Source organism: Rhizobium sp. BK591 (assembly GCF_014195045.1).
Taxonomy (GTDB): Bacteria; Pseudomonadota; Alphaproteobacteria; order Rhizobiales; family Rhizobiaceae; genus Rhizobium; species Rhizobium anhuiense.
Map to the genome: position 1 here is coordinate 349,076 of NZ_JACIAZ010000004.1, position 23,530 is coordinate 372,605.

Genomic DNA, 23,530 nt, shown 5'->3' on the forward strand with positions numbered 1-23,530 from the left:
GTTTCCCGGAGGAATTGAGGGGAGTTTCGCGTCCGTCATGGCACTGTCCGCCAATCTTTTCCTGCGCCAGACCCAGTCCCTGGTGATGACACCGCAACTGATGCAATCCATCCAGTTGCTGCAGATGACGCATTTTGAACTCAACCAGTTCATTGCCCAGGAAGTGGAGAAGAATCCGCTGCTCGAATTCCCGTCGAATGACGGCGAGGCCGGCGGCGAGCGCGGCGAGGCCGAAGATGATCAGTATGGTCATCAGCCGGAGGATGCCGGTTCCGACGACGGCTACGACAACCGCACCGACGCGCTCTCCAGCGACTGGTACGATAATGGCGGCAGCGCCAGCACCAGCCGGCTGAACGACGAACTCGACGCCAACTACACCAATGTCTTTCCCGATGACGGTGCCCCGCAGCGCCTCGATGCGCCGGAGCTCGTCAGCCAGTGGAAATCGATGCCGGGCAGCGGCGAGGGCGCCGATTACGATCTCGACGATTTCGTCGCCGGCCAGGTGTCGCTGCGCGATCATCTCGGCCAGCAGATCCCCTTCGTCCTGCCTGACATGGCCGACCGGCTGATCGCGCAGAATTTCGTCGACCAGCTCGATGACGCCGGTTACCTGCACGCCGATATCGTCGAGGCGGGCGAGAGGCTGGGCACCAGCGTCACGCAGGCCGAGCGCGTGCTTGCCGCCCTCCAGACGCTCGATCCGCCGGGTGTTTTCGCCCGCAGCCTTGCCGAATGCCTGGCCATCCAGCTCAGACAGAAGGATCGGTACGATCCCGCCATGCAGGCGCTGGTCGAAAACCTCGAACTTCTGGCGCGGCGCGACTTCGCCACGTTGAAGCGGATATGCGGCGTCGACGAGGAAGATCTTCTCGACATGCTCGGCGAGATCCGCCAGCTCAATCCCAAGCCCGGCAGCGGTTTCGAGGCGGGTGTTTCCGAAGCGATCATGCCGGACGTGGTCGTCAGGTCCTCCTCGGAGGGCGGCTGGCTGGTCGAGCTCAATCCGGATACGCTGCCGCGCGTTCTGGTCAACCAGTCCTATTTTTCCCGCGTGACAAAGAACGGTGAGGATCACGCCTTTCTCGCCGATTGCCTGCAGAGCGCCAATTGGCTGACGCGCAGCCTCGACCAGCGGGCAAAAACCATCATGAAGGTGGCAAGCGAAATCGTTCGTCAGCAGGACGCCTTCCTGCTGCACGGCGTCGACCACCTGCGGCCGCTGAACCTGAAGACGGTCGCCGAGGCGATCAAGATGCATGAATCCACCGTCAGCCGCGTCACCTCGAACAAATATATGCTGACGCCGCGCGGCCTCTTCGAACTCAAATATTTCTTCACCGTCTCGATCAGCGCCGTCGAGGGCGGCGACAGCCATTCGGCCGAGGCCGTCCGCCACAAGATCCGCGCGCTGATCATGCAGGAGAGCCCGGACGCAGTGCTTTCCGACGACGATATCGTCGACATGCTGAAGAAGGGCGGCGTCGATCTCGCCCGCCGCACGGTTGCCAAATACCGGGAAGCGATGAACATCGCCTCCTCGGTCCAGCGTCGCCGCGAGAAGCGGGCGCTTGCCAAGGTCGCTGGCTTCTGAGGCGGCATACTTCGAGCTTGATCGAAGCATCCATCTCCAAATCCCCGCTATTACGCTGATGTCTTGAACCAACATCGAATGCCGACCATGCAGCCGCAAAATGCCAGCTTTGCCAGAGAGCTTGTCCTGCTGCTGGTGCTGGCGACCCTCTGGGGTTCCTCCTATACCTTCATCAAGATCGGCGTCGAGACGATTCCGCCCGTGACGTTGATCGCCGCACGCACGCTGATTGCCGGCGGTCTTCTGCTGGCCGTCCTCCGCTACCGGCGTGTCCGCCTGCCGCGCGATCACGCGACATGGCGCCGGTTCCTGCTTCAGGCCTGCCTGAACAGCGTCGTCCCCTTCACGCTGATCGCCTGGGCGGAACAATCCGTCGATGCCGGATTGGCGGTGATCCTGAATTCGGCAACGCCGATCTTCACCTTCCTGTTGACCGTGCTGATTACCCGCCATGAGCAGGTGACGTCGCGAAAACTTTGCGGGGTCATGGCCGGGCTCGCCGGCATCTGCCTGGTCATCGGCATCGAAGCGCTCGGCGGTCTCGGCGAAAACCTGATGGCGCAGCTTGCCATCATCCTGGCGACCATTTGTTATGCAGGTGCCGCGATATTCGGCAGAAACTTCAAGGGGCTCGATCCCGCCGTGCCGGCCGCCGGCTCGTTGATCTCAGGCGCGGTCATCCTCTTGCCCGTCAGCCTCGTCGTCGACCGGCCGTGGGAACTCGATCCGTCGGCGGCATCGATGCTGGCGCTGCTTGGCCTCTCCGCCTTTTCGACGGCGCTGGCTTTTGTGATCTATTTCCGCCTCGTCCAGACGCTGGGTTCGGTCGGCACCACCTCGCAAGCCTATCTCAGAGTGCCGATCGGTGTTGCGATCGGCCTGGTCTTTCTCGGCGAAAGCCTCAGCCCGACAGCCTGGATCGGCCTCGTCTGCGTCATGTCCGGTGTGGCCGCCATGACGGTCCCCGCAAAGGCGGGCACAACGAAAGCGCGAAGTGCTTAAAGCCGATCAGATGGCGATTCGCGATGGACCTGCCTCACCGCGCCTTCCATGCACGTTTATCGAGCATCACTTATCGGGAATTTCCACGCTATTGACTTTTTGGTAACCTCTGGCTAGAAGCGCGCCGCAATCGATGCCGTGAACGGCGTCTGGAGTTATCCCCATCATCCCCAAGGCACCAAGGACCCGCAGGCCTAAGCCGATCTTGCTTGAGATTGCGCGAAGTGCTTGGATGAACCTGAGGCTTGGCGTAAACTGATACCCGCAAACGACCATAAGAAGGGAAACTCCATGAGTGTGCGTGTATCCGGGAAACATATGGAAATTGGTGAATCCTTCCGTCAAAAGATCGAGGACCAAATTGGTATGGCCATCACGAAATACTTCGACGGGGGGTATTCCGGCCAAGTGACCGTGGAAAAAGCGAGTTCTCGTTTCTCCGCAGACTGCAAGCTTCATCTCGACAGCGGGGTGGTGCTGCATGCAGCCGGCGAGGCGACCGATCCGCAGCTTGCTTTCGACGCCGCTTCGGAGCGCATCGAAAAGCGCCTGCGCCGCTACAAGCGCAAACTGAAGGACCATCACGCCGGAAACCACCTGAATGGTTTTGCAGAAGTCGCCTACACGGTCATGGATTCTGTTCCTGATCACGAAGATGAAATTGCCGACGATTTCGCTCCGGCGATCGTCGCCGAAAGCACGAAGCAGCTGAAGACCATGTCGGTCGCCACCGCCGTAATGGCGCTCGACATGACCGATGAGCCGCTTCTCCTGTTCCGCAGCCCCGGCAAGGAACATCTGAACATCGTTTACCGTCGGCACGACGGAAATATTGGCTGGATCGATTCAGCCAATATCAAAGGCTGAGATCAGGGTGATGAGCGGCGGTGTTGCCGCCGCTCCTTGCATCATCTGATCCCGGCGACAGAAGGAAAAAGAAATGGCATTGGCAGATTTGCTCCATCAGGATGCGATCATTCCCGCCCTCAGAGTAAATTCCAAGAAACAGTTGCTTCAGGAATTGGCTGCAAGAGCCGCCAGGATCACCGGGCTTTCCGAGCGGGAGATCTTCGACGTCATCCTGCAGCGCGAACGCCTGGGCTCCACCGGCGTCGGCAACGGTATCGCCATTCCCCACGGCAAGCTGGTCAACATCCATTCGATCGTCGGCATCTTCGCCCGGCTGGAGCAGCCGGTCGATTTCGAGGCGCTGGATGACCAGCCTGTCGATCTCGTATTCCTGCTGCTGGCGCCGGAGGGCGCGGGCGCCGACCATCTCAAGGCTCTGTCGCGTATCGCCCGCGTCCTGCGCGATCACGATCTGGTCGCCAAGCTCCGCGCAACCGATTCCGCCTCGGCGATCTATGCCTTCCTCAACGAAGAGCAGACGTCGAACGCCGCTTAACGCCGTATCGATGAACGCTGACATGTGAAAAGGCGCCGGGTTCCCCAGGCGCCTTTTTCAGGATGAGCGGCTGAAACGATCAGAATTCTTCCCAGCTGTCCTGGGCGACGGCCGCCGAACCGCGCGACGGGGCGGCTGCGTGGCGAACCGCAGGCGCGGCCACCCGATGCGAAGAGGCCGCGGCAACAGGCGCGCGCATCCTTTGCGCGACGGAGGCGAGTGCGGCGGAGTTACCCCCCGAGACGCTGAAGCGGGTGGCGAGCGTCTTCAGCGTCTGCGCTTCGTCATTGAGGACCATGCTGGCGGCGGTCGCTTCCTCCACCATGGCCGCATTCTGCTGCGTCACCTGGTCCATCTGGTTCATGGCCTGGTTGATTTCCTTCAGGCCGACAGCCTGTTCGCTGGCCGATGCCGAGATTTGCCGGATGAGGTCGTTGATGCCCATCACCTGTTCGGCGATCTTGTGCAGCGTGCCGCCGGCGCGCCCGACGAGATCGACGCCTTCCTTGACCTGGACAGCCGAGGTGTTGATCAGCGTCTTGATTTCCTTGGCGGCATTGGCCGACCGTTGCGCGAGTTCGCGCACCTCCTGGGCGACGACGGCAAAACCCTTGCCGGCCTCTCCGGCACGCGCGGCCTCGACGCCGGCGTTGAGTGCCAGGAGGTTGGTCTGGAAGGCGATCTCGTCGATGACGCCGATGATCCGCGAAACCTCCGTCGAAGACTGTTCGATCCCTTGCATCGAGGCAATCGCCTTCTGCACCACTTCGCCGGATTTTTCCGCATCCTGGCAGGCGAGGTTGACGTTGTCGGCAGCCGTGCGCGCATTCTCGGCGCTGGAATCGACCTGCGCGGTGAGCTCGTTGAGCGCGGCCGCCGTCTCTTCCAGGCTTGCCGCCTGCTGTTCGGTGCGCTTGGCGAGGTCGGAAGCGCTGCTGCTGATCTCACCGGTGCCGGAGCCGATATTGGCGACGCTGAGGTTCATCGTGTTGATGGTCTCTTCCAGGCTCGCCAGGGCGGCGTTGAAATCCTGTTTCAGCTTGCCGTATTCGCCGGGGAAGTCGTCGGTGATGCGGTGAGCGAGATTGCCCTGCGACAGCTCGGAAAGGCCGGCGCCGACGATCGAAACGATATGGCGCTGCAGCGATAACGATTCCTGGCGTTCCGATTCCGAGCGGCCGCGCTCGGCTTCCGCAGCCTGACGCTCTCGGGCCGCCTCGTCCTCAAGGCGCCGGCTGTCGGCGAGCTTGAAGCGGAAACCTTCGAGCGCCTTGGCGACCGAGCCGATTTCGTCGCTGCGCTCCTGGGCGGCGACCGGTTCGGCATATTGGCCGTCGCTGAGCGCCTTGACGCTGGCGACGAGACCGCCGAGCGGCCGCTGCACGAAAGAGCGGACGGCGAAATAGAGCGCCAGCATGACCGCGCCGAGCACGATCAGGCCATTGACGATCATCATGTAGGTCTGGTCCTGCACCGGGGCGTTGATCGCCGTGTGCGGGACGTCGACGAGCACGACCCAGGTGGCGTTGACGCCGGGAACCGCGAAGGGATAGACGACGCGGTCGAAGGGAGCGAGGCCGTCATATGTGAGGTTGCTGACGAGGCCGGGCTGCTTGCTCGACAGCGCCGTCTTGACGATGTCGGCGCCTTCGCCGCTATATTCCTTGGTCATCAGGTCGGGGATCGGCGCGACGATCCAGTTGCCGGCCTGCGACAGCAGCGTGACGCGGCCCGAGCCGAAAGGATGCAGCGCCTGCAGCTTGTCGGTGAGCGACTTCAGCGAAATGTCGACGCCGGCGACGCCGATCATCTTGCCAGCCGACATGACCGGATAGGCGATCGAGGTCAGCAGCGTCGGAACATCCGTTCCTTCGGCCATATAGGGCGTCGTGATCGCGCCCTTGCCGCTGTCGGCGGCGAGCTTCCACCATTCGGCGGTATAGTCATTGTCGAAGGTCGAATACTGGATGCCGCCATCCTTGGTCTTCGACCAGTAGGGCGTGAAGGCGCCGTTCTTGTTCGTGCCTTCGTCATTATTGTTGGCGATCTCGGTGGTCTTGCCATCCAGCGCGCCGAGCTGCTCGCAGAACCAGCTGCCGAAGGCGAAGGCGTTCTGTTCGAGATTGGCCTTCAGCACGTTGATCATGCCCTTGCGATCGAGCGACTTGCCTTCATGGCCGCGGCCGACGACGCCCGACATGGTGCGCGCGGCGCTGGCGAGTTCGCCGACATTGGCGGCGATTTCATTGGCGATCGATTTTGCCTCGAGGTTGGCCTGATCCATCGTCAGGATCTGGACCCGATCCCGGGTCTGACCGATGAGGAAAAAATTCGAAACGATGAGAACAAGCGCGATGGCGATGCCGGTGATGACGATGAGTTTCGCCGCAAGCGATTTCATTCGAAAAATGAACATGAGGTCCTCGGACAAGGATGCGCCGAACGGGCATTCTCCGGCGCAGGAGCGAAGGCATCGCCCCGTCATGGAGCCGCCGCGTGGTTGCCGATTCCTGAAAGCGCGAGGAACCTGCGACCGCGGGCAACATCGCCAGAGATCTCTTAAATTTGAATGAAACTTGCTTGATCAAGGCAAGGAAAACCGCCGGAACACCCTGAATTACCGGGGGTTTTGCCGGCGGCTTCGCAAAGGGACGCTTCCTATATTCTGTCTGCGACTTCCTCGCTCCAGGGGATCGAAGGTTGCGCGCCGGCCTTCAGGCACGCGAGCGAACCGGCGACGGCCGCACGGCGCAGCGCCGAGGCAAAATCGAGGCCGTCGTCGAGGCTGGCAGTGAAATAGCCGCAGAAGGTATCTCCCGCGCCGACCGTATCGACGGGTTCGATCTTGAGGCCCTGTGCCCGTGAAATTGCCCCGTCGCGAATGGCGATGACGCCATCGCCGCCGAGCGTCACGATCAGCGTCTGGCCCGTCTCCGCATGCAGGCGGGTAAGGGCGGCCTCGCGCGCTTCAGCGTCCATGCCCTCCTGGCCGGCCAGCCGCTCGAACTCGGTCTCGTTGGCAATGACGATATCGGCGAGCCGGCCGAGTTGGGCCGCATCGGGGATGAGCGGCGCAAGGTTGAGGATGCTGGTGACGCCCTTGGCGCGGGCTGCCGACAGCGCGCGTTCGACGGCGGCCGCCGGCACTTCGAGCTGCAGCATCAGGAGATCGCCTTCGTTCATGCGGCCGACCGCTTTCTCGGCATCGGCAGGCGTGACCAGGCCGTTGGCGCCGGGAACGACGGCAATCATGTTTTCGCCGTCGCCGCCGACAAGGATCAGCGCCGTGCCCGTGGGGCCGTCGACATGCTTGACGAGAGAAAGGTCGGTGCCGGCATCATCGAGCAGGGCCAGCGCATCCGCGGCGAAGCCATCCTTGCCGACGGCGCCGGCCATATGCACATAGCGGCCGGCGCGGCGCGCTGCCAGCGCCTGGTTGGCGCCCTTGCCGCCGGCGGCCGTGGCAAAGCCGTTGCCGGCCACCGTCTCGCCGGGCTTCGGCAGGCGCTCGGTCGTGGCGATGAGATCCATGTTGATGGACCCGAAAACTGTGATCATCAGGGTGTCCCGTCTTTTGGAGCCTGCAAGCGACGTCATGGCGAAAACTAGGCGCGGTTTTCGGACGGCGTCATGCTCCTGCTGTTTCATGCGGGCGAGACACTGCCCGAAGCGGTCACTCCTCGTCAACCACCCGGAGCTTCAGAAGACCGGTGCGGCTTTCCACCGATTTGGCCGCGGCTTCGCTGTCGCGGGCAGGCTTTGCCTCGCCGCCGCCCGCCTCGAATTCCAGCGCTTCGATCCTGGCGCCGCGCTTGGTGAGCTTGTCGGCTGACGTGACCACCATGTCGATATCCTTCTGCGCCATGGCGAAATGGCCCTGCAGCTTGCGCACCCGCTCGTCGAGCCGGCCGAGATCGTCCATCAGTATCGCCACCTCGCCCTGAATCAGATGCGCCTGCGCCCGCATGCGCTGGTCCTTGAGCACGGCCTGGATGACCTGGATCGACAGCATCAGCAGCGACGGCGAGACGATGACGATGCGCGCCCGGTGCGCCTTCTGCACCACGGCCTCGAAGTGCTCGTGGATCTCGGCGAAGATCGATTCCGAGGGCACGAAGAGAAAGGCCGTATCCTGGGTTTCGCCCTGGATCAGATATTTCTCGGAAATGTCCCGGATATGGATCTCCATGTCGCGGCGGAACTGCTGGCCGGCGATCTTGCCGGCCTCGGGGCTGCCGGCGTCGCGGATCGCGTTCCAGGCTTCGAGCGGAAATTTCGCGTCGATGACAAGCGGCGGCGCGTCGTTCGGCATGCGGATCGTGCAGTCCGGCCGTGAGCCGTTGGAGAGCGTCTGCTGGAAGGTGTAGGCGCCCATCGGCAGGCCGTCGGCGACGATCGTTTCCATCCTCGACTGCCCGAAGGCGCCGCGCGTCTGCTTGTTGGACAGAATGGCCTGCAGCCCGACGACATCCTTGGCGAGGCTCTGGATATTGTTCTGCGCCGCATCGATGACCGCCAGCCGCTCCTGCAGCCGCCGCAGGTTCTCATGCGTCGATTTCGTCTGTTCGGTGATCGTCGAGCTGACGCGCTGCGACATGCCGTCGAGGCGTTGGCTGATCGTCTGGTTGAGTTCGCTCTGGCGCGCGCCGAAGACCTCGGTCATCGCCGCAATGCGGCCCTGCATCTCCGCCTGGATCTTCAAAAGCTCGGCCATGCGCGCTTCGTTTTCCCCGGCGCGGAAGCTCGCCTCCTCTGCCTGTTCGCGGCGAAGGCTGGCGCCGCGCAGCAGAAGCACGATCACCAGCAGGACGAGGGCGGCGAGAACCCCGCCGCCAAGCGCCAGCATGGCCGGACTGATCGAGGCAAGGGAAAGGGCGAGCGATTCGGAATGGACGGTCATACCGCGAGCATAACAGAAGACACGGCAATATATAGATCAAAACGTGAACAGAATTGCCGGCCCTTACGATCTTCACAGGCTGCTGCTCTTCCCAGCTGATGAAGAAGAAATCGCCGCCCGATTTAACGATTGCTCAACCATATTCGCCAAAACCTGTGGCGCAGAAATTCCTTCCCGCGCCTTGCGCCAAGTACAGAGACCCTCCATGACATCCCAGCAGACCGACAGTGCCCTCAGGCAGCGCCTCGATTTCATCGAACTGGATGAGGCGGCGCGCAGGTCGATGCGGGATCTGCGCCCCGTCATATCGGAACTGATCGGCGGCGCCCTCGATAAATTCTACGCCAAGATCGCCAGGACCCCTGCGGTCGCAGGCTTTTTCGCCGATAAGAACCACGTCGGCCATGCCAAGAAGCGCCAGCAGGATCATTGGGCCAATCTTGCCGGCGGTGCATTCGACGAGAGCTATGTCGACGGGGTCACGGCGGTCGGGCGGACGCATGCCCGCATCGGGCTGGAGCCGCGCTGGTATATCGGCGGTTACGCCATCGTCATGTCCGAACTCGTCAAGGGCATCATGGAGAAACAGTGGCCGTCGGTCTTCGCGCGCCGGCAAGGCAAGCAGCTGGCCGAGAAGCTGTCGGCCGTCATCAAGGCCGGCATGCTCGACATGGATTATTCCATCTCGGTCTATCTCGAGACGCTCGAAGCCAAGCGCCGGGCCCTGGAAGAGGAGCGCACCCGGGCCGAATCCGACCAGGCAGTCGCGCTGGAACAGCTGCGCCGCGGCTTGGAAGCGCTGTCGCGCGGCGATCTCGAAGCCACCCTGCCGTCCGATCTGCCGGGCAATTTCAGGCAGATGGCCGAGGATTACAACCGCGCCGTCAGGGCGCTAAGCCAGTCCTTCGCCTCCGTGCGCGACACCTCCGGCCATATCATGAGCGGCGCCGACGTCATTGCCAATGCGACCAACGATCTGGCGCTGCGCACCGCCCAGCAGGCGGCCGGTGTCGAGGAGAGCTCGGCGGCGCTGCAGCAGCTTTCCGTTAGCGTCGGCCAGACGGCCGCCAATGCCGAGAAGGCTTCGGCCGCCGTACGCGAGACGCAAGAGAAGGCGAAGAATTCCGGTGAGCTCGTCACCAGCGCCGTTTCGGCGATGGCCGGCATCGAGAAATCCTCGACCGGGATCTCCAAGATCATCGGCGTCATCGACGAGATCGCCTTCCAGACCAACCTCTTGGCGCTGAACGCCGGTGTCGAGGCAGCCCGTGCCGGTGATGCCGGCAAGGGTTTTGCCGTCGTCGCCCAGGAGGTCCGCCAGCTCGCCCAGCGCACGGCGGATGCGGCCAAGGAGGTCAAGAACCTGATCTCGCAGAGCTCGACCCAGGTCAATCAGGGCGTCGGCATCGTCTCCAGCACCGGCGAGGCGCTGAACGACATGATCAGTCGTATCGACATCATCAACCGTTTCGTCGCCGATATCGCCGCCGCCGCCCGCGATCAGGCGACCGGCGTCAACGAGGTCAGCGTGGCGGTCCGCAACATGGGGGCGATCACCCAGCAGAATTCGGACATGGTCGAGCACTCCTCAGCCGAAACCCGCCGCCTCAAGGACGAGGTGGAGAAGCTGATCGAGCTGCTGCGGCGCTTCCGCGCCCGGCCGGAGGGCCATTCCGCCCTCGCTGCCCGCCGGGCGGCCTGAGGAGAATATGGCAAAATTCCAGGCGGGGATGCAAAAAAGCGTATTCCCCGCCTGCCGGATAATTCCATAGTCGGAAAAGATGGGTTATGGGAACGCCATGACCATCAAGCCACTCATCATTCTTCCCGATCCTATTCTCCGCCAGCTGTCCAAGCCGATCGAGCGGGTGGATGCCGACCTGCAGCGTCTTGCCGACGACATGCTGGAAACCATGTATGACGCACCGGGCATCGGCCTTGCCGCAGTCCAGATCGGCGTGCCGCGCCGCATGCTCGTCATCGACGTCTCGCGCGAGGGCGAGGAAAAGCAGCCGCAGGTCTTCATCAACCCGGAGATCGTCACATCGTCCGACGAGCGCTCCGTCTACGAGGAAGGCTGCCTGTCGATTCCGGATTATTATGCCGAGGTCGAGCGCCCGGCCGTCGTCTCGGTCAAATATCTCGACCGCAACGGCAAGGAACAGACGGTTGAAGCCGACGGCCTGCTCGCCACCTGCCTGCAGCACGAGATCGACCACCTGAACGGCGTGCTGTTCATCGATCACATCTCACGTCTGAAGCGGGAGATGGTCATCAAGAAGTTCACCAAGGCGGCGAAGTCCAAGGCGCTCTGAGCAGCACGTTGAAAACTTATCGGCAAAGCACTATGATATCAGTGATATCATGATGGAGGCGCCGCATGGGTGATTTTCTGATCAGGAATATTTCCGAGGCGATGAAGCGAGACATTGCGGAATCGGCGCAGCGGAGCGGAAACAGCCTTTCTGACGAGGCCAAGGAACTTTTGCGGGAAGCGCTGAAAAGGAAAAACGAAGCAAAGCCCGAGACTTTGTCGGCCTATGAAGCAATACGCGCCGCTTTTGTCAGCGAAAACGCAGTGGACGATGAATTTGCCGCAATCATGGACGAAATCGAGGCCGCGCGGAAAAAGGATTTCGGCCGGCCGTTCGAGGATTTCGAATGATCGTTCTCGATACCAATGTGGTTTCCGAGTTCGCCAGGCCATATCCAAGTGAAAAGGTGAAGGCTTGGATATTGCGGCAGGATAGCTCGCGAATCTGGTTTTGCACGGTCGGCTTGATGGAGCAGATTTATGGAGCCGAAAGGGTTTTCTTGAAGACCGGATCGGACCGCTTCTTCCGGGCTATCGAGAATTTGGTAAAAGGCCAATTTCGTGACCGCATCGTTGGCTGGGATTTGGAAACGGCTATAGTGACTGGTCGCTTGCGGGCGAAACGCGAAAGCATCGGGCGGCCGATTTCGGTCCAGGACGCCATGATCGCCGCTATCTGCCTTGCCAACGGTGCGACGCTCGCCACCCGCAATGTCAAAGATTTCGAGGGGCTTGATCTCAAGCTCGTAAACCCGTTTGAAGACGGCTGATCCTCAATTGGCGAGATAGAATGTCTCTTCGCATCATCTTCATGGGAACCCCCGAGTTCTCGGTTCCGACCCTGCGCCTGCTCGTCGATGCCGGCCACCGGATCGTTGCGGTCTATACCCAGCCGCCGCGGCCGGGCGGGCGGCGCGGGCTCGATCTGCAGAAATCGCCGGTGCACCAGGCAGCCGAACTGCTCGGTCTGCCGGTTTTCACCCCGGTCAATTTCAAGGACCCAGAGGAGCGCGAGAGGTTTCGCGCCCTCAATGCCGATGTCGGCGTCGTCGTTGCCTACGGATTGTTGCTGCCGGAAGCGATTTTGAACGGCACGAGGGATGGCTGCTACAACGGCCATGCCTCGCTGCTGCCGCGCTGGCGGGGTGCCGCACCCATCCAGCGGGCGATCATGGCGGGCGATGCAAAGACCGGCATGATGGTGATGAAGATGGACAAGGGTCTCGATACCGGCGCAGTGGCGCTGACCCGCGAAGTCGAGATCGGCCCGAACATGACGGCTGGCGAGCTGCACGACCGGCTGATGCTCGTAGGCGCCAAGGCGATGGCGGAAGCCATGGTGAAGCTCGAGATGAACGACCTGCCGCTGACGCCGCAGCCGGAAGAGGGCGTGCTCTATGCCGCCAAGATCGACAAGGCCGAGACCCGCATCGATTTCGCCAGAAACGCCAGGGACGTGCACAATCACATCCGCGGCCTGGCGCCGTTTCCGGGCGCCTGGTTCGAGCTTGCGATCGGCGGCAAGCCGGAGCGGGTGAAGGTGCTGGCCTCCGAGCTGGCCGAAGGGCAAGGCACATCAGGCGAATTGCTGACGGACGATCTCGTCGTCGCCTGCGGTTCGGGCGCGGTGCAGCTGACCAGGCTGCAGAAGGCCGGCGGCAAGCCGCTGGCCGCGGCCGATTTCTTGAGAGGCACGCCGCTTGCGGCCGGCACGAGGCTTAGCTGATGCCGCGTTTCCGCATGACCGTCGAATATGACGGCGGCCCCTATGTCGGCTGGCAACGCCAGGAAAATGGTCCCTCGGTGCAGGGCGCGATCGAAGCGGCGGTGCTGTCGCTGACCGGCGAGACGGTGTCGGTGCGCGGCGCCGGCCGCACAGATTCCGGCGTCCATGCCATGGGCCAGGTCATCCATGCCGATCTTTCGAAGGACTGGTCGCCCTACAAGCTGCAGAATGCCTTGAACGCGCATCTGCGGCTGGCCGGCGAGCGCGTCTCCATTCTCGACGTCGAGGCGGTTCCCGAATTCTTCGATGCTCGGTTCTCGGCGCTGCGGCGCCATTATCTCTACCGCATCGTCAGTCGCCGGGCGCCGCTGGCGCTCGAAGCCGGCAAGGCCTGGTGGGTACCGAAGGCGCTCGACCACGAGGTCATGCACGCCGCCGCTCAGAGGCTGGTCGGCCGGCACGATTTCTCCACCTTCCGCTCGGCCCATTGCCAGGCAAACAGCCCGGTGCGCACGCTCGACCGGCTGGATGTGACCCGCAATGGCGAATTGATCGAGATCCGCGCCACGGCGCAGAGTTTTCTCCACAACCAGATCCGTTCCTTCGCCGGCACGCTGAAGCTTGCCGGCGAAGGCAAATGGACGCCCGACGATGTCGAGGCGGCGCTTCAGGCGCGCGACCGCAAGGCCTGCGGTCCGGTGGCGCCGCCCGACGGGCTCTATTTCATGCAGGTGGATTATCCCGACGTCATCACCGACCGCCGCCGGCCGATCAGCGATACCGATGATGACGCCGATCTTTCGTAGGCCTGATCAGGCGGGATAGATGCCGAGGAAGTGCTGAAGATATTCCGAAAGGATCATCGATGGCACCAGCAGCACCAGCGTCATCGCCCCGACCATCAGTGCGTGACCGTGGCAGATCATCCGCAGAATGCGCGCCAGTGCGAAGACCTGCGCCAGCATGAAGGCCAGCAGCAGCAGCGAGACGAGGCCGACGGAGCCGGGCAGGAAGACCACCATCGCCAGCAGCAGCCCGTTGATGTAGGAGAGGGGCACGCCGAGCCAGTTGACGCTGACGACGACGGGGGCAAAACGCTCGCCCATGCGGAAAGCAAGCAAGAGCAGCCCGGCAAAGACCAGCGGCACGAACCAGTTGGCGATCTCGACGAGGCCGAGCCTGAGATAGAAGGCAACATCGACATCGGCTTCCGGCGGCATCGACCGCAGGAAGGCCTGCCGCCACCAGAGCCAGGAAATCCCCATCGGCGGCAGGCACCAGGCCATTGCCCAGAATGAGCGGTTGACGCCGCGCTCGGACATGTCGAGGTAGCGGAAGCCGCGCGGATCCAGCCGGATCAGCAACCAGAGGCCGGCCAGGTAATATTGAACTTCCCTAAAGCCCGGCATTGGCGAACCAGCGGGCGATGAAGGTCTCGTAGATCGCCGTCAGCATCTCCAGATCGGCGACCGCGACGCGCTCGTCGACCATGTGCATCGTCTGGCCGACGAGGCCGAATTCGACGACCGGGCAATAATCCTTGATGAAGCGCGCATCCGATGTGCCGCCGGTGGTCGAAAGCTTCGGCGACTGGCCGGCGACGCTTTCGACGGCCGAGGACAGCGAGGCGATCAGCGCATTGTTGCGCGTCAGGAAGACATGGCTCGGCCGGTCGGCCCAGACGATGTCGTATTTCACCGGTTGACGGCCCGGTCGCAGCGCCCCGTCCCCGGCGGCGGCTTCCAGCCGGCGCAGGATTTCGGCCCGCAGCGTCTCGACCGTCCAGCTGTCGTTGAAGCGGATATTGAAGCTCGCCGACGCCTTGGCCGGGATGACGTTGGTCGCCGGATTGCCGACATCGACCGTGGTCACCTCGAGGTTCGACGGCTGGAAGTCGTCGGTGCCGCCATCGAAGGCCGGATCCATCAGCGCCTGCGTCAGCTGCAGCATGCCGCGCACCGGATTGTCGGCAAGATGCGGATAGGCGGCATGGCCCTGGACGCCATGCACGGTGATCTTGCCCGACAGCGAGCCGCGCCGGCCGATCTTGATCATGTCGCCGAGCCTGTCCGGATTGGTCGGCTCGCCGACCAGGCAGGCATCCCAGCGCTCGCCGCGTTCGGCGGCCCATTGCAGCAGCTTGACCGTGCCGTTGATCGCCGGCCCTTCTTCGTCGCCGGTAACCAGGAAGGAGATCGAGCCGGCCGGCGGCCCGTTTTTCTCGATATGACGGGCGACGGCGGCGATGAAACAGGCGATGCCGCCCTTCATGTCGACGGCACCGCGGCCGAAAAGCTCGCCTTTCGAAATCTCGGCGGCAAAGGGCGGATGCGTCCAGGCGGCTTCGTCGCCGACCGGCACGACATCGGTATGGCCGGCAAACATCAGATGCGGGCCGTCCTTGCCGAGGCGGGCATAGAGGTTTTCGATATCGGCTGTTCCCTCTTCGCTCGCCTTCACCTTGTCGATGGCAAAGCCGAGCGGCGCAAGCATAGCCTCCAGCGCTGTGAGCGCGCCGCCTTCGGCGGGCGTCACGGAAGGGCAGCGAATCAGCGTCTGGAGATTGGCGACGGGATCGGTAGCGGTCATGGCGGTCGAACTATCCGGCGGGAATGGCAAAGACATGGCAAGGCAGGGCTGCCTCGCGTAAAAAGACGCCGTCTGTTTACCGGATCAATGTCCCGGTGTCATCAATCTCTGAGCAGCTCGTTGATGCCGGTCTTCGAGCGGGTCTGTTCATCGACGCGCTTGACGATGACGGCGCAGTAGAGATGCGGCGCCGGCTTGCCGTTGCCCATCGTCGCATTGCCTGACGGCATCGAGCCGGCGACGACGACGGAATAGGGCGGCACTTCGCCGTAGGTCACCTCGCCGGTGGCGCGATCGACGATCTTGGTCGACTTGCCGATATAGACACCCATGCCGAGCACCGAGCCTTCGCGGATGATGCAGCCTTCGACCACTTCCGAACGGGCGCCGATGAAGCAATTGTCCTCGATGATCGTCGGGCCGGCCTGCATCGGTTCCAGGACGCCGCCGATGCCGACGCCGCCGGAGAGATGCACATGCTTGCCGATCTGCGCGCAGGAACCGACCGTCGCCCAGGTGTCGACCATCGTGCCTTCGCCGACATAGGCGCCGAGATTGACGAAGGAGGGCATCAGGATCGCATTCGGGGCGATATAGGCCGAGCGGCGCACGACGCAGTTCGGCACGGCGCGGAAGCCGGCGGCGCGGAAATGGTTCTCGCCCCAGCCTTCGAATTTCGAAGGAACCTTGTCCCACCAGGTGGAATTGCCCGAGCCGCCATTGACCACTTCCATGTCGTTGAGGCGGAAGGACAAGAGCACGGCCTTCTTCAGCCACTGATTGACCGTCCAGGCGCCGTCGGCACCGCGCGTCGCGACACGGACCGTGCCGGCATCGAGCAGATTGAGTGCTGCCTCGACCGCATCGCGAACCTCGCCCTTTGTCGACATGTTCACATTGTCGCGATTGTCGAAGGCGGCTTCGATGGTCTTTTCGAGGGATGCGAGGTCGGTGGCGCTCATGAGAATTCCTTAAACTTCGATCTTTATCGTGGAGACGGCGAAGTCTCCGGAATTGCGGTTGGCGGGGGTCAATCCTGCTCTACAGCATGAACCCGTAGAACGGAATGATTTTTCCGACAAGATCATATCTGGATTCAAGGCGTTATAGCGACATATCCGGCTTCTTGGCCGGCAATACTGAAAGGCATTACGATATGGCGAAGGGACGAAACGGCGGTTCGCGGCGCAAGGATGGCGTATGGGACCCGCTGAAGAGCAGCTCGACCGACAGGCAGCGTGCCGAAGCCGTGCCGAAGACGCCGCAGACGATGTCGCCGGCCTACCGTCTTGCCTATGTCGACGAGGATTTCCTTTGCCGCGAGGAATTGCGGCCGATCCGCCTGCAGCTGGAGCTGCTGAAGACGGAGATGATGTTGACCGAACGCGGCATCAAGTCGACGGTCGTCATGTTCGGCGGCGCCCGCATTCCCGCCCCCGGCCAGAGCGCCTGGGCAGCCCGCAACGATATCCAGCGCGTCAACCTGGAGGCGGCCTCCGTCTATTATGACGAGGCGCGCAAATTCGCCCGGCTCTGCTCGAAATATTCTGCCACCTTGAATTTCCACGAATATGTCATCGTCACCGGCGGCGGCCCCGGCGTGATGGAGGCCGGCAATCGCGGCGCCGCCGACGAAGGCGCCCCGTCGATCGGCCTCAACATCGTGCTGCCGCACGAGCAGGCGCCGAACGTCTATGTGACGCCGGAGCTCAGCTTCAACTTCCACTATTTCGCCATCCGCAAGATGCATTTCATGGTGCGCGCCAAGGCGATCGCGGTCTTTCCCGGCGGCTTCGGCACGCTCGACGAATTCTTCGAATGCCTGACACTGATCCAGACCGGCCGCATGGAGCGCCTGCCGCTGATCCTCTTCGGCGAGACCTTCTGGCGAAGCATCATCAATTTCGATGCTTTGGCCGAATTCGGCACGATCGCGCCCGACGACGTCAAGCTGATCAGCTTCGTCGATACGGCCGAAGCCGCATGGAAGATCATCCAGGATTTCTACGAACACCGCGAATAAGGACAAGAAACGCGGCGTTTCGCCGAACCTCCCACTCTTTCCCCGCCGGAGCGGGGAAAGATATCGGTTTGTCCGGCCTTACAGAAGCGGCCGGTCCGGCATGTCGTCGATCGAGATGACTCCGTCCTTGTTGCGGTCCATCCGGGTGAACAGCTTGTCGATGGCGGCTTCGGCTTCCTGTTTGGAGATCTGGCCGTTCTGATCGGTGTCGACCCGGTGCATCATGATCGAGGCACGCATGATGTTGCCGCCATGGCGCATCCAGCGATGTCCGTCGCGACCCTCGTGGCCTTCGCGAGGCGGCCGTCCCTGGTCGTCATTGTCCGCCGTCTCGGCTGCGGCGTTCGCATCCTTGTTTTCCCCAGCCTCCTGCTTGCGCTGATCTCTCATCGCCTGCATCTGCGCTTTCTGGTACGCTTGGATTTCGCCCGGGGTCAGCGAGCCGTCATTATTGGTGTCGATCGCAGCGAAGACCTTGTCGATGCCGGCGGTCGCCTCGTCCTTGGAGATCTGTCCGTCCTTGTTGGTGTCGAACTGCTTGAGCATGCGGACATAGGTGATTTCGCGGAAGGCGGCAGGTCCCCCACCGTGCATGGGACCGTGCCTGCCGGGATGCTGACGCGGCCCGTCACCGGGTGCGGCATAGCCTGCTCCGGCGGCTGCGCCGAAGATGAGGGTGGAAGAAAGCGCTGCCAGTATCAGCTTGTTGCGGTACATCGTGTTTGCCTTTCGTAAGGTGTCCCCTCACGAAAGAAGCTACGGCAGCAGCCCCGAAAGACCCAATTAAACATCGGTAAGCTAAGTGAAAACTTCGTAATCAATGCATGTCGCCCAAAACTGTGCAGCGGTTTTGGGACAACGACATGCATCAAATAAAGACTGGCTGTCAGCCGGTAATCTTGCTGAGGAAGGCGGCGAGGTCGTCGGTGACGAAATCGATATGATCCTCTTCGCCGCTGGTCTTTTCCCACCATTCGACGACCGTCTCTTCGAGATTGCGCGGCACCAGCAGCACGGTCTGCATGCCGAGCGCTTTGGGCACCGTCAGGTTGCGCGGCAGATCCTCGAACATGGCCGCCTTGCCGGTTTCGACGCGCTTCAACGCCGTGAACTTGTCGTAGGTCGCCTGCGCCGGCTTCGGCACGTAGTCGGCGGCGACGATGTCGAAGATATCGTCGAAATGCTCGAGAATGCCGAGCGCCTCCGCCGTCATTTCGGCATGCCTGACGCTGCCATTGGTGAAGATGAACTTGCGCCCCGGCAGCGCCTTGATCGCCTCGCCGAGTTCCGGCTGCGGCGTCAGCGCCGAATAGTCGATCGCATGCGCCTTTTCGAGGAAGTCGTTCGGGTCGATGCCGTGATGGATCATCAGGCCCTGCAGCGTCGTGCCGTGGTCGAGGTAATATTGCTTCTGCAGCTTGCGCGCCTCTTCCCGCTCCATCTGCAGGAGCGCCGCGACATAGGCCGTCATGTTTTTGTCGATCTGCGCGAACAGATTGACATGATGCGGATAGAGCGTGTTGTCGAGGTCGAAGACCCAGTCTGTGACGTGCGCGAAATCGGCTTTATCAGGTTTGCGGTCGATCTTTGTCATGGCGGTCTTATGGCACGGCTGTTCGCCCAAGGAAATCGACAAGAAGAAATAGACGCCCGATTTTCGGCGGACGGCTGGGGCCGAGGATGCTAGAAAGCCGGCATGCTTTTCGAACGCCCCGATGACGATACGCTCTATGACGCCCTGATCGCGCGCAGCGCCGATTATGAGGGCCAGGCCTATGTCTGCGTGAAGACGACGGGCATCTTCTGCCGGCTGACCTGCCCGGCACGCAAGCCGAAGCGGGAAAATACCATCTTTTTCGACACGATCGCCGCCTGCATGCATTCCGGCTTCCGCCCCTGCCGGCGTTGCAGGCCGCTGGAGCAGCCGGGCAGGGAGCCGATCGTCGACGCACTGCTGGCAGAGCTCGATCGCGCGCCGCAACTGCGCTGGAGCGAGGATGAACTCGTGCGCCGGGGTCACGATCCCTCGACCGTGCGCCGCGCCTTCAAACGGGCGCTCGGCATGACCTTCCACGATATCGTCCGCTATATCAGGCTCGGCGAGGCGGCGCGGCAACTGGCCAATGGGGCGCGTGTCATCGATGCGCAGCTCGATGCGGGATATGAATCCCCAAGTGGTTTTCGAGCGGCTTTTCAGCGGCTCATCGGCAAGGCGCCGGCGCTGTCGCAGAACCGCGAACTGCTTTTTGCCGACTGGTTCGACACGCCGCTCGGCCCGATGATCGCGGTTGCCGACAAGACGCACCTGCATCTCCTCGAATTTCATGACCGTAAGGCGCTGCCGACCGAGCTCGAGGCGTTGCAAAAGCGCGTCCGCTCCTCGGTCGCAATCGGCCGCACGCCGGCGATCGACCAGATCGAGGCTGAGATCAGGGACTATTTCGAGGGGCGGCTGACGGTCTTCGAGACGCCGTTGGCGCTTGGCGGCACGGCCTTCGAAAAACATGTCTGGGCAAAGCTCATTGATATCCCTGCCGGCCAGACGCGCGCCTATGGCGATCTCGCAAGAGAGATGGAACGGCCGGAAGTGGTGCGCGCCGTCGGCCGTGCCAATGGCGCCAACCAGCTCGCCATCATCGTGCCATGCCATCGCATCCTCGGCGCGGACGGATCGCTGACGGGATATGGCGGCGGACTATGGCGCAAGCAATGGCTGCTGCGGCATGAACAGAAAATCAGCGCGCAAGCAGCTGACCAGGCACCTGATCAAGTACCTGATATGGAGGAGACAGCATGAACCAGAACGAAAAGGCCAAGGCATTCGGCGCATTGCATCGGAAGGGCGACCCGGTCGTTCTCTACAATATCTGGGATGCCGGGACGGCCAAGGCGGTTGCTGATGCCGGCGCCAAGGCGCTGGCGACGGGAAGCTGGTCGGTCGCTGCTGCCCATGGTTATGCCGATGGCGAGAAGTTGCCGATGTCGGTGCTGGTCGAGACCGCGAAATCCATCACCTCGGTCATCGACCTGCCGCTTTCGGTCGATTTCGAGGGCGCTTATTCGGCCGAGCCTGAGGGGGCTGCGGCCAATGTGGCAAAACTGGTGGAGGTCGGTGCGGTCGGCATCAATTTCGAGGATCAGGTGGTCGCCGGCAGCGGGCTCTATCCCATCGACAGGCAGGCGGCCCGCATCCGCGCCATTCGCGCCATGGCCGAAGCCAAAGGCATCGCTTTCTTCATCAACGCCCGCACCGACCTCTTCCTCGCCGAGAGCGATCTTGCCAAACATGCCGGTCTGGTGGATGAGGCGATCGAGCGCGGCAGGGCCTATGCGGCGGCCGGCGGCAGCGGCTTCTTCGTGCCGGGTCTGATCGATCCCGCCTTGATCGAGAAAATCTGTGCGGCATCGCCGCTGCCGGTCAACGTCATGATGAGGACGGGCGCCCCTGACGTGAAAACGTTGGCTGGGCTCGGCGTCGGCCGCATCAGCTATGGTCCGGGACCTTACCGGTCGATGATGGACAAGCTGAAGCAGGAAGCGGCGGCGATCTATAGCCAGCTTTGACGCCGATATCCCTGGCGATAGTCGCGAGATCAGGACGATGCGCCCTTCGCAGCGAAGGGCGCAAGCCTCGATCAGGGAACGATCAGCGTTCCGATGCCGTGCTCGGTGAAGATCTCGAGCAGCACGGAATGCGCGGTCTTGCCGTTCAGGATGACGACACCCTGGACGCCGGCCTTGATCGCATCGATGCAGGTCTCGACCTTCGGGATCATGCCGCCTGAAATCGTGCCGTCGGCGATCAGCGCATGCGCCTCGGCGACGGAAAGCTCCTTGATGAGCTGGCCGTTCTTGTCGAGCACGCCGGGCACATCGGTCAGGAAGAGCAGCCGGGTGGCGTTCAGCGCGCCGGCGATGGCGCCGGCGAAGGTATCGGCATTGATATTGTAGGTCGCGCCGTCGCGGCCAGGCGCCACCGGCGCGATGACCGGGATCATCTCGGAGCGGGCGAGCAGATCGAGCAGCGTGCGGTCGACCTCGACCACTTCGCCGACGAAGCCGAGATCGAGCACGCGCTCGATGTTCGAATCCGGATCCTTCACGGTCTTGCGTGCCTTTTCGGCGAAGACCATGTTGCCGTCCTTGCCGCAAAGGCCGATCGCCCATTCGCCCGTCTGGTTGATCAGCGCGACGATTTCCTTGTTGATCGAGCCGGCGAGCACCATCTCGACGATCTCGACCGTCTTCTGGTCGGTGACGCGAAGCCCGCCTTCGAATTTCGATTCGATGCCCATCTTGTTCAGCATGGCGCCGATCTGCGGGCCGCCGCCGTGAACGACGATCGGGTTGACGCCCGATTGCTTCAAGAGCGCGATGTCGCTGGCAAAGGCCTTGCCGAGCTCGGGATTGCCCATGGCGTGGCCGCCATATTTCACGACAATCGTCTTGTTCTCGTAACGCTGCATGAAGGGCAGCGCCTTGGCCAGAAGCCGTGCCTGCAGTTCGCTTTCGGTTTCGTTCATGGGAACCCCGCAGAATTGATCGCGGCCTTTTATCGCAAGTTTCTGACAGAGGGAATAATCCAGAGGGTAATAGTTTTTCGTATCTGGCGCGGAGCCGGAGCACTTCGCCGCCCGGCGCACGCAAGCTTGAGATGAGGAACGCCATGCAAGGCGATGAGATCGCAGACCTGATCGGCCGCGTCGCACTCGGCGACCGCAGGGCTTTCGTGGCCCTCTACAACCAAACCGGACCGAAACTTTTTGCGGTCTGCCTGCGTATCTTGAAGGATCGCACGGAAGCCGAAGAAGCCCTGCAGGAAGTCTATATCAGCATCTGGCAACGGGCTCGGAGCTTCCAGGCTGCCACGGGTTCGTCGTCGGCGTGGCTGGCCGCAATCGCCCGCAACCGGTCGATCGATGCGCTGCGGGCGCGCAAGCCTGTCGCCGACGAACTCGACAGTGCCTACGATCTTGCCGATGCCGGACCCGACCCGGAAATGCAGACGGTGACGAAGGATGAAGGAAGGCGGATTGACACCTGCATGGAAGAGTTGGAAGCTGATCGTGCGGTCGCGGTGAAACGGGCTTATGTCGAAGGGCTGAGCTATCAGGAACTGGCCGATCAGTTTGGTGTCCCGCTGAACACGATGCGGACCTGGCTCAGGCGCAGCCTCTTGAAACTGAGAGAGTGCATGGAACGATGACATCGCCCGACAAAAGCAAGGGAGACCGCTCCCGCGACGAGGTTCTCGCCGGCGAATATGTGCTTGGCGTCCTGTCGCTGCAGGACCGCCGGGTGGTGGAAGAGCGCATGCGCCACGATCGGCCTTTCGCGGCGATCGTCAGCCGCTGGGAAACCAATCTTTCCGCCTTCAATGACGAGTATGAAGGTGTTGCTCCGAACCGGGAAACCTTCAAGCAGATCGAGGCGCGGCTTTTCGGCGATAGCCAAAAGGCCGCATCCTTTTCGCATGGGCTCTGGAATTCCGCCGTTTTCTGGCGCTCGCTGAGCTTTGCTTGCGTCATCGTCGCCGTCAGTGCCGTCATCTTCGCCTCCGGCGTGGTGCCGCAGCCGCAGGGGCCGGCGCCTTTGGTGGCGTCGCTTTCGGGCCAGAACAGCACCATCAATCTTCTTGCCTCCTATGAGCTGCAGAGCGGCCGGCTGAAGATCGTGCCGGTCGCGGCCGGCAAGCCGGAAGAGAAGTCGCTGGAACTCTGGCTGGTGCCCGGCAGCGGCCTGCCGAAATCGCTCGGCGTCTTCCAGCCGGGCGAAAGCGGCGAACTGGTCATTCCCGCCGATCTGCGCAGCCATATCGCCGATGGTGCAACGCTCGCCGTCAGCCTCGAGCCCTTCGGCGGCTCGCCGACCGGCCAGGCGACCGGCCCGGTGATCGCAAGCGGCCCCCTGCACCGGCCATAAAATCACGCCGGCCGTAAAAATCATTTTCTCCTGTCTGAAACTCTTCGGCGCG

24 protein-coding genes are annotated in these 23,530 nt (G+C 62.5%); 15 read left to right on the forward strand and 9 right to left on the reverse strand.

Annotated features, from left to right (window positions below; genetic code table 11):
* The first annotated feature begins 37 nt into the window (after positions 1-37).
* From rpoN to ptsN, 4 genes are all read left to right on the forward strand, one after another.
* Positions 38-1,597, forward strand: coding sequence for an RNA polymerase factor sigma-54 (gene rpoN / locus FHX10_RS19865; protein WP_025554403.1), 1,560 nt, complete (start codon positions 38-40; stop codon positions 1,595-1,597).
* Positions 1,598-1,675: 78 nt separating this feature from the next.
* Positions 1,676-2,599, forward strand: coding sequence for a DMT family transporter (locus FHX10_RS19870; RefSeq protein WP_025554401.1), 924 nt, complete (start codon positions 1,676-1,678; stop codon positions 2,597-2,599).
* A gap of 291 nt (positions 2,600-2,890) precedes the next feature.
* Positions 2,891-3,466, forward strand: coding sequence for a ribosome hibernation-promoting factor, HPF/YfiA family (hpf, locus tag FHX10_RS19875; protein ID WP_025554397.1), 576 nt, complete (start codon positions 2,891-2,893; stop codon positions 3,464-3,466).
* A 73-nt stretch (positions 3,467-3,539) separates the two neighbouring features.
* Positions 3,540-4,004, forward strand: a complete 465-nt coding sequence (ptsN, locus tag FHX10_RS19880; RefSeq protein WP_003570770.1) for a PTS IIA-like nitrogen regulatory protein PtsN — start codon at positions 3,540-3,542, stop codon at positions 4,002-4,004.
* 79 nt (positions 4,005-4,083) lie between these two features.
* Here the strand turns inward: ptsN and FHX10_RS19885 are convergent, their stop codons facing one another.
* The 3 genes from FHX10_RS19885 to FHX10_RS19895 form a co-directional block, all read right to left on the reverse strand.
* Positions 4,084-6,420, reverse strand: coding sequence for a methyl-accepting chemotaxis protein (locus FHX10_RS19885; protein ID WP_025554391.1), 2,337 nt, complete (start codon positions 6,418-6,420; stop codon positions 4,084-4,086).
* A gap of 242 nt (positions 6,421-6,662) precedes the next feature.
* Entirely contained in the window at positions 6,663-7,562 is a 900-nt protein-coding gene (locus tag FHX10_RS19890) for a ribokinase (RefSeq protein ID WP_025554389.1), read from the reverse strand.
* 115 nt (positions 7,563-7,677) lie between these two features.
* Positions 7,678-8,904, reverse strand: a complete 1,227-nt coding sequence (locus tag FHX10_RS19895) for a DNA recombination protein RmuC (RefSeq protein WP_025554388.1) — start codon at positions 8,902-8,904, stop codon at positions 7,678-7,680.
* 205 nt (positions 8,905-9,109) lie between these two features.
* On the opposite strand from FHX10_RS19895, the gene FHX10_RS19900 reads away from it, so the two are divergent.
* The 6 genes from FHX10_RS19900 to truA all read left to right on the forward strand — a co-directional run bounded on the left by FHX10_RS19900 (position 9,110) and on the right by truA (position 13,750).
* Positions 9,110-10,606 carry a globin-coupled sensor protein gene (locus FHX10_RS19900; RefSeq protein ID WP_025602812.1) on the forward strand — a complete coding sequence of 499 codons (1,497 nt, stop codon included), beginning with the start codon at positions 9,110-9,112 and terminating at the stop codon, positions 10,604-10,606.
* 97 nt (positions 10,607-10,703) lie between these two features.
* On the forward strand, positions 10,704-11,219 hold the full coding sequence (gene def, locus FHX10_RS19905) for a peptide deformylase (RefSeq protein WP_025554647.1): 516 nt from the start codon (positions 10,704-10,706) through the stop codon (positions 11,217-11,219).
* Between the two features lie 65 nt (positions 11,220-11,284).
* Positions 11,285-11,569, forward strand: coding sequence for a FitA-like ribbon-helix-helix domain-containing protein (locus tag FHX10_RS19910; protein ID WP_025554648.1), 285 nt, complete (start codon positions 11,285-11,287; stop codon positions 11,567-11,569).
* The gene (locus FHX10_RS19915) at positions 11,566-11,988 is read left to right on the forward strand and encodes a type II toxin-antitoxin system VapC family toxin (protein ID WP_025554650.1); all 423 of its coding nucleotides are present in this window, start codon (positions 11,566-11,568) and stop codon (positions 11,986-11,988) included. The genes FHX10_RS19910 and FHX10_RS19915 overlap by 4 nt, the downstream gene beginning before the upstream one ends.
* A gap of 20 nt (positions 11,989-12,008) precedes the next feature.
* A complete protein-coding gene (gene fmt, locus FHX10_RS19920) occupies positions 12,009-12,944 on the forward strand; it encodes a methionyl-tRNA formyltransferase (protein WP_025554652.1) in 936 nt (311 codons plus the stop codon).
* The gene (gene truA / locus FHX10_RS19925) at positions 12,944-13,750 is read left to right on the forward strand and encodes a tRNA pseudouridine(38-40) synthase TruA (RefSeq protein ID WP_025554654.1); all 807 of its coding nucleotides are present in this window, start codon (positions 12,944-12,946) and stop codon (positions 13,748-13,750) included. The genes fmt and truA overlap by 1 nt, the downstream gene beginning before the upstream one ends.
* Positions 13,751-13,756: 6 nt before the next feature.
* Here truA and FHX10_RS19930 read toward each other — a convergent pair whose 3' ends face one another.
* From FHX10_RS19930 to dapD, 3 genes are all read right to left on the reverse strand, one after another.
* Positions 13,757-14,353, reverse strand: coding sequence for a hypothetical protein (locus FHX10_RS19930; RefSeq protein ID WP_025554655.1), 597 nt, complete (start codon positions 14,351-14,353; stop codon positions 13,757-13,759).
* Positions 14,340-15,533, reverse strand: coding sequence for a succinyl-diaminopimelate desuccinylase (gene dapE / locus FHX10_RS19935; RefSeq protein WP_025554657.1), 1,194 nt, complete (start codon positions 15,531-15,533; stop codon positions 14,340-14,342). Before dapE ends, FHX10_RS19930 begins: the two co-directional genes overlap by 14 nt.
* 101 nt (positions 15,534-15,634) lie before the next feature.
* Entirely contained in the window at positions 15,635-16,495 is an 861-nt protein-coding gene (gene dapD / locus FHX10_RS19940; RefSeq protein ID WP_028755464.1) for a 2,3,4,5-tetrahydropyridine-2,6-dicarboxylate N-succinyltransferase, read from the reverse strand.
* Between the two features lie 194 nt (positions 16,496-16,689).
* On the opposite strand from dapD, the gene FHX10_RS19945 reads away from it, so the two are divergent.
* Positions 16,690-17,556, forward strand: a complete 867-nt coding sequence (locus tag FHX10_RS19945; RefSeq protein WP_025603433.1) for an LOG family protein — start codon at positions 16,690-16,692, stop codon at positions 17,554-17,556.
* Between the two features lie 78 nt (positions 17,557-17,634).
* On the opposite strand, the gene FHX10_RS19950 is transcribed toward FHX10_RS19945, so the two are convergent.
* Complete coding sequence (locus FHX10_RS19950) at positions 17,635-18,273, reverse strand: EF-hand domain-containing protein (protein WP_025554967.1); 639 nt, start codon at positions 18,271-18,273, stop codon at positions 17,635-17,637.
* A 169-nt stretch (positions 18,274-18,442) separates the two neighbouring features.
* The gene (locus FHX10_RS19955; protein ID WP_028755463.1) at positions 18,443-19,150 is read right to left on the reverse strand and encodes a pyrimidine 5'-nucleotidase; all 708 of its coding nucleotides are present in this window, start codon (positions 19,148-19,150) and stop codon (positions 18,443-18,445) included.
* Between the two features lie 102 nt (positions 19,151-19,252).
* On the opposite strand from FHX10_RS19955, the gene FHX10_RS19960 reads away from it, so the two are divergent.
* The gene (locus FHX10_RS19960) at positions 19,253-20,353 is read left to right on the forward strand and encodes a bifunctional transcriptional activator/DNA repair enzyme AdaA (RefSeq protein ID WP_025554814.1); all 1,101 of its coding nucleotides are present in this window, start codon (positions 19,253-19,255) and stop codon (positions 20,351-20,353) included.
* Entirely contained in the window at positions 20,350-21,120 is a 771-nt protein-coding gene (locus tag FHX10_RS19965; RefSeq protein WP_025554812.1) for an isocitrate lyase/phosphoenolpyruvate mutase family protein, read from the forward strand. The genes FHX10_RS19960 and FHX10_RS19965 overlap by 4 nt, the downstream gene beginning before the upstream one ends.
* A 71-nt stretch (positions 21,121-21,191) precedes the next feature.
* Here FHX10_RS19965 and argB read toward each other — a convergent pair whose 3' ends face one another.
* Positions 21,192-22,079 (reverse strand): acetylglutamate kinase, encoded by an 888-nt coding sequence (gene argB, locus FHX10_RS19970; RefSeq protein WP_025554810.1) that lies wholly within the window; start codon positions 22,077-22,079, stop codon positions 21,192-21,194.
* Between the two features lie 143 nt (positions 22,080-22,222).
* Between argB and FHX10_RS19975 the strand changes: the two genes are divergently transcribed.
* Entirely contained in the window at positions 22,223-22,762 is a 540-nt protein-coding gene (locus tag FHX10_RS19975; protein WP_025554809.1) for a sigma-70 family RNA polymerase sigma factor, read from the forward strand.
* On the forward strand, positions 22,759-23,478 hold the full coding sequence (locus tag FHX10_RS19980; RefSeq protein ID WP_028755462.1) for an anti-sigma factor domain-containing protein: 720 nt from the start codon (positions 22,759-22,761) through the stop codon (positions 23,476-23,478). Before FHX10_RS19975 ends, FHX10_RS19980 begins: the two co-directional genes overlap by 4 nt.
* Positions 23,479-23,530 lie beyond the last annotated feature (52 nt).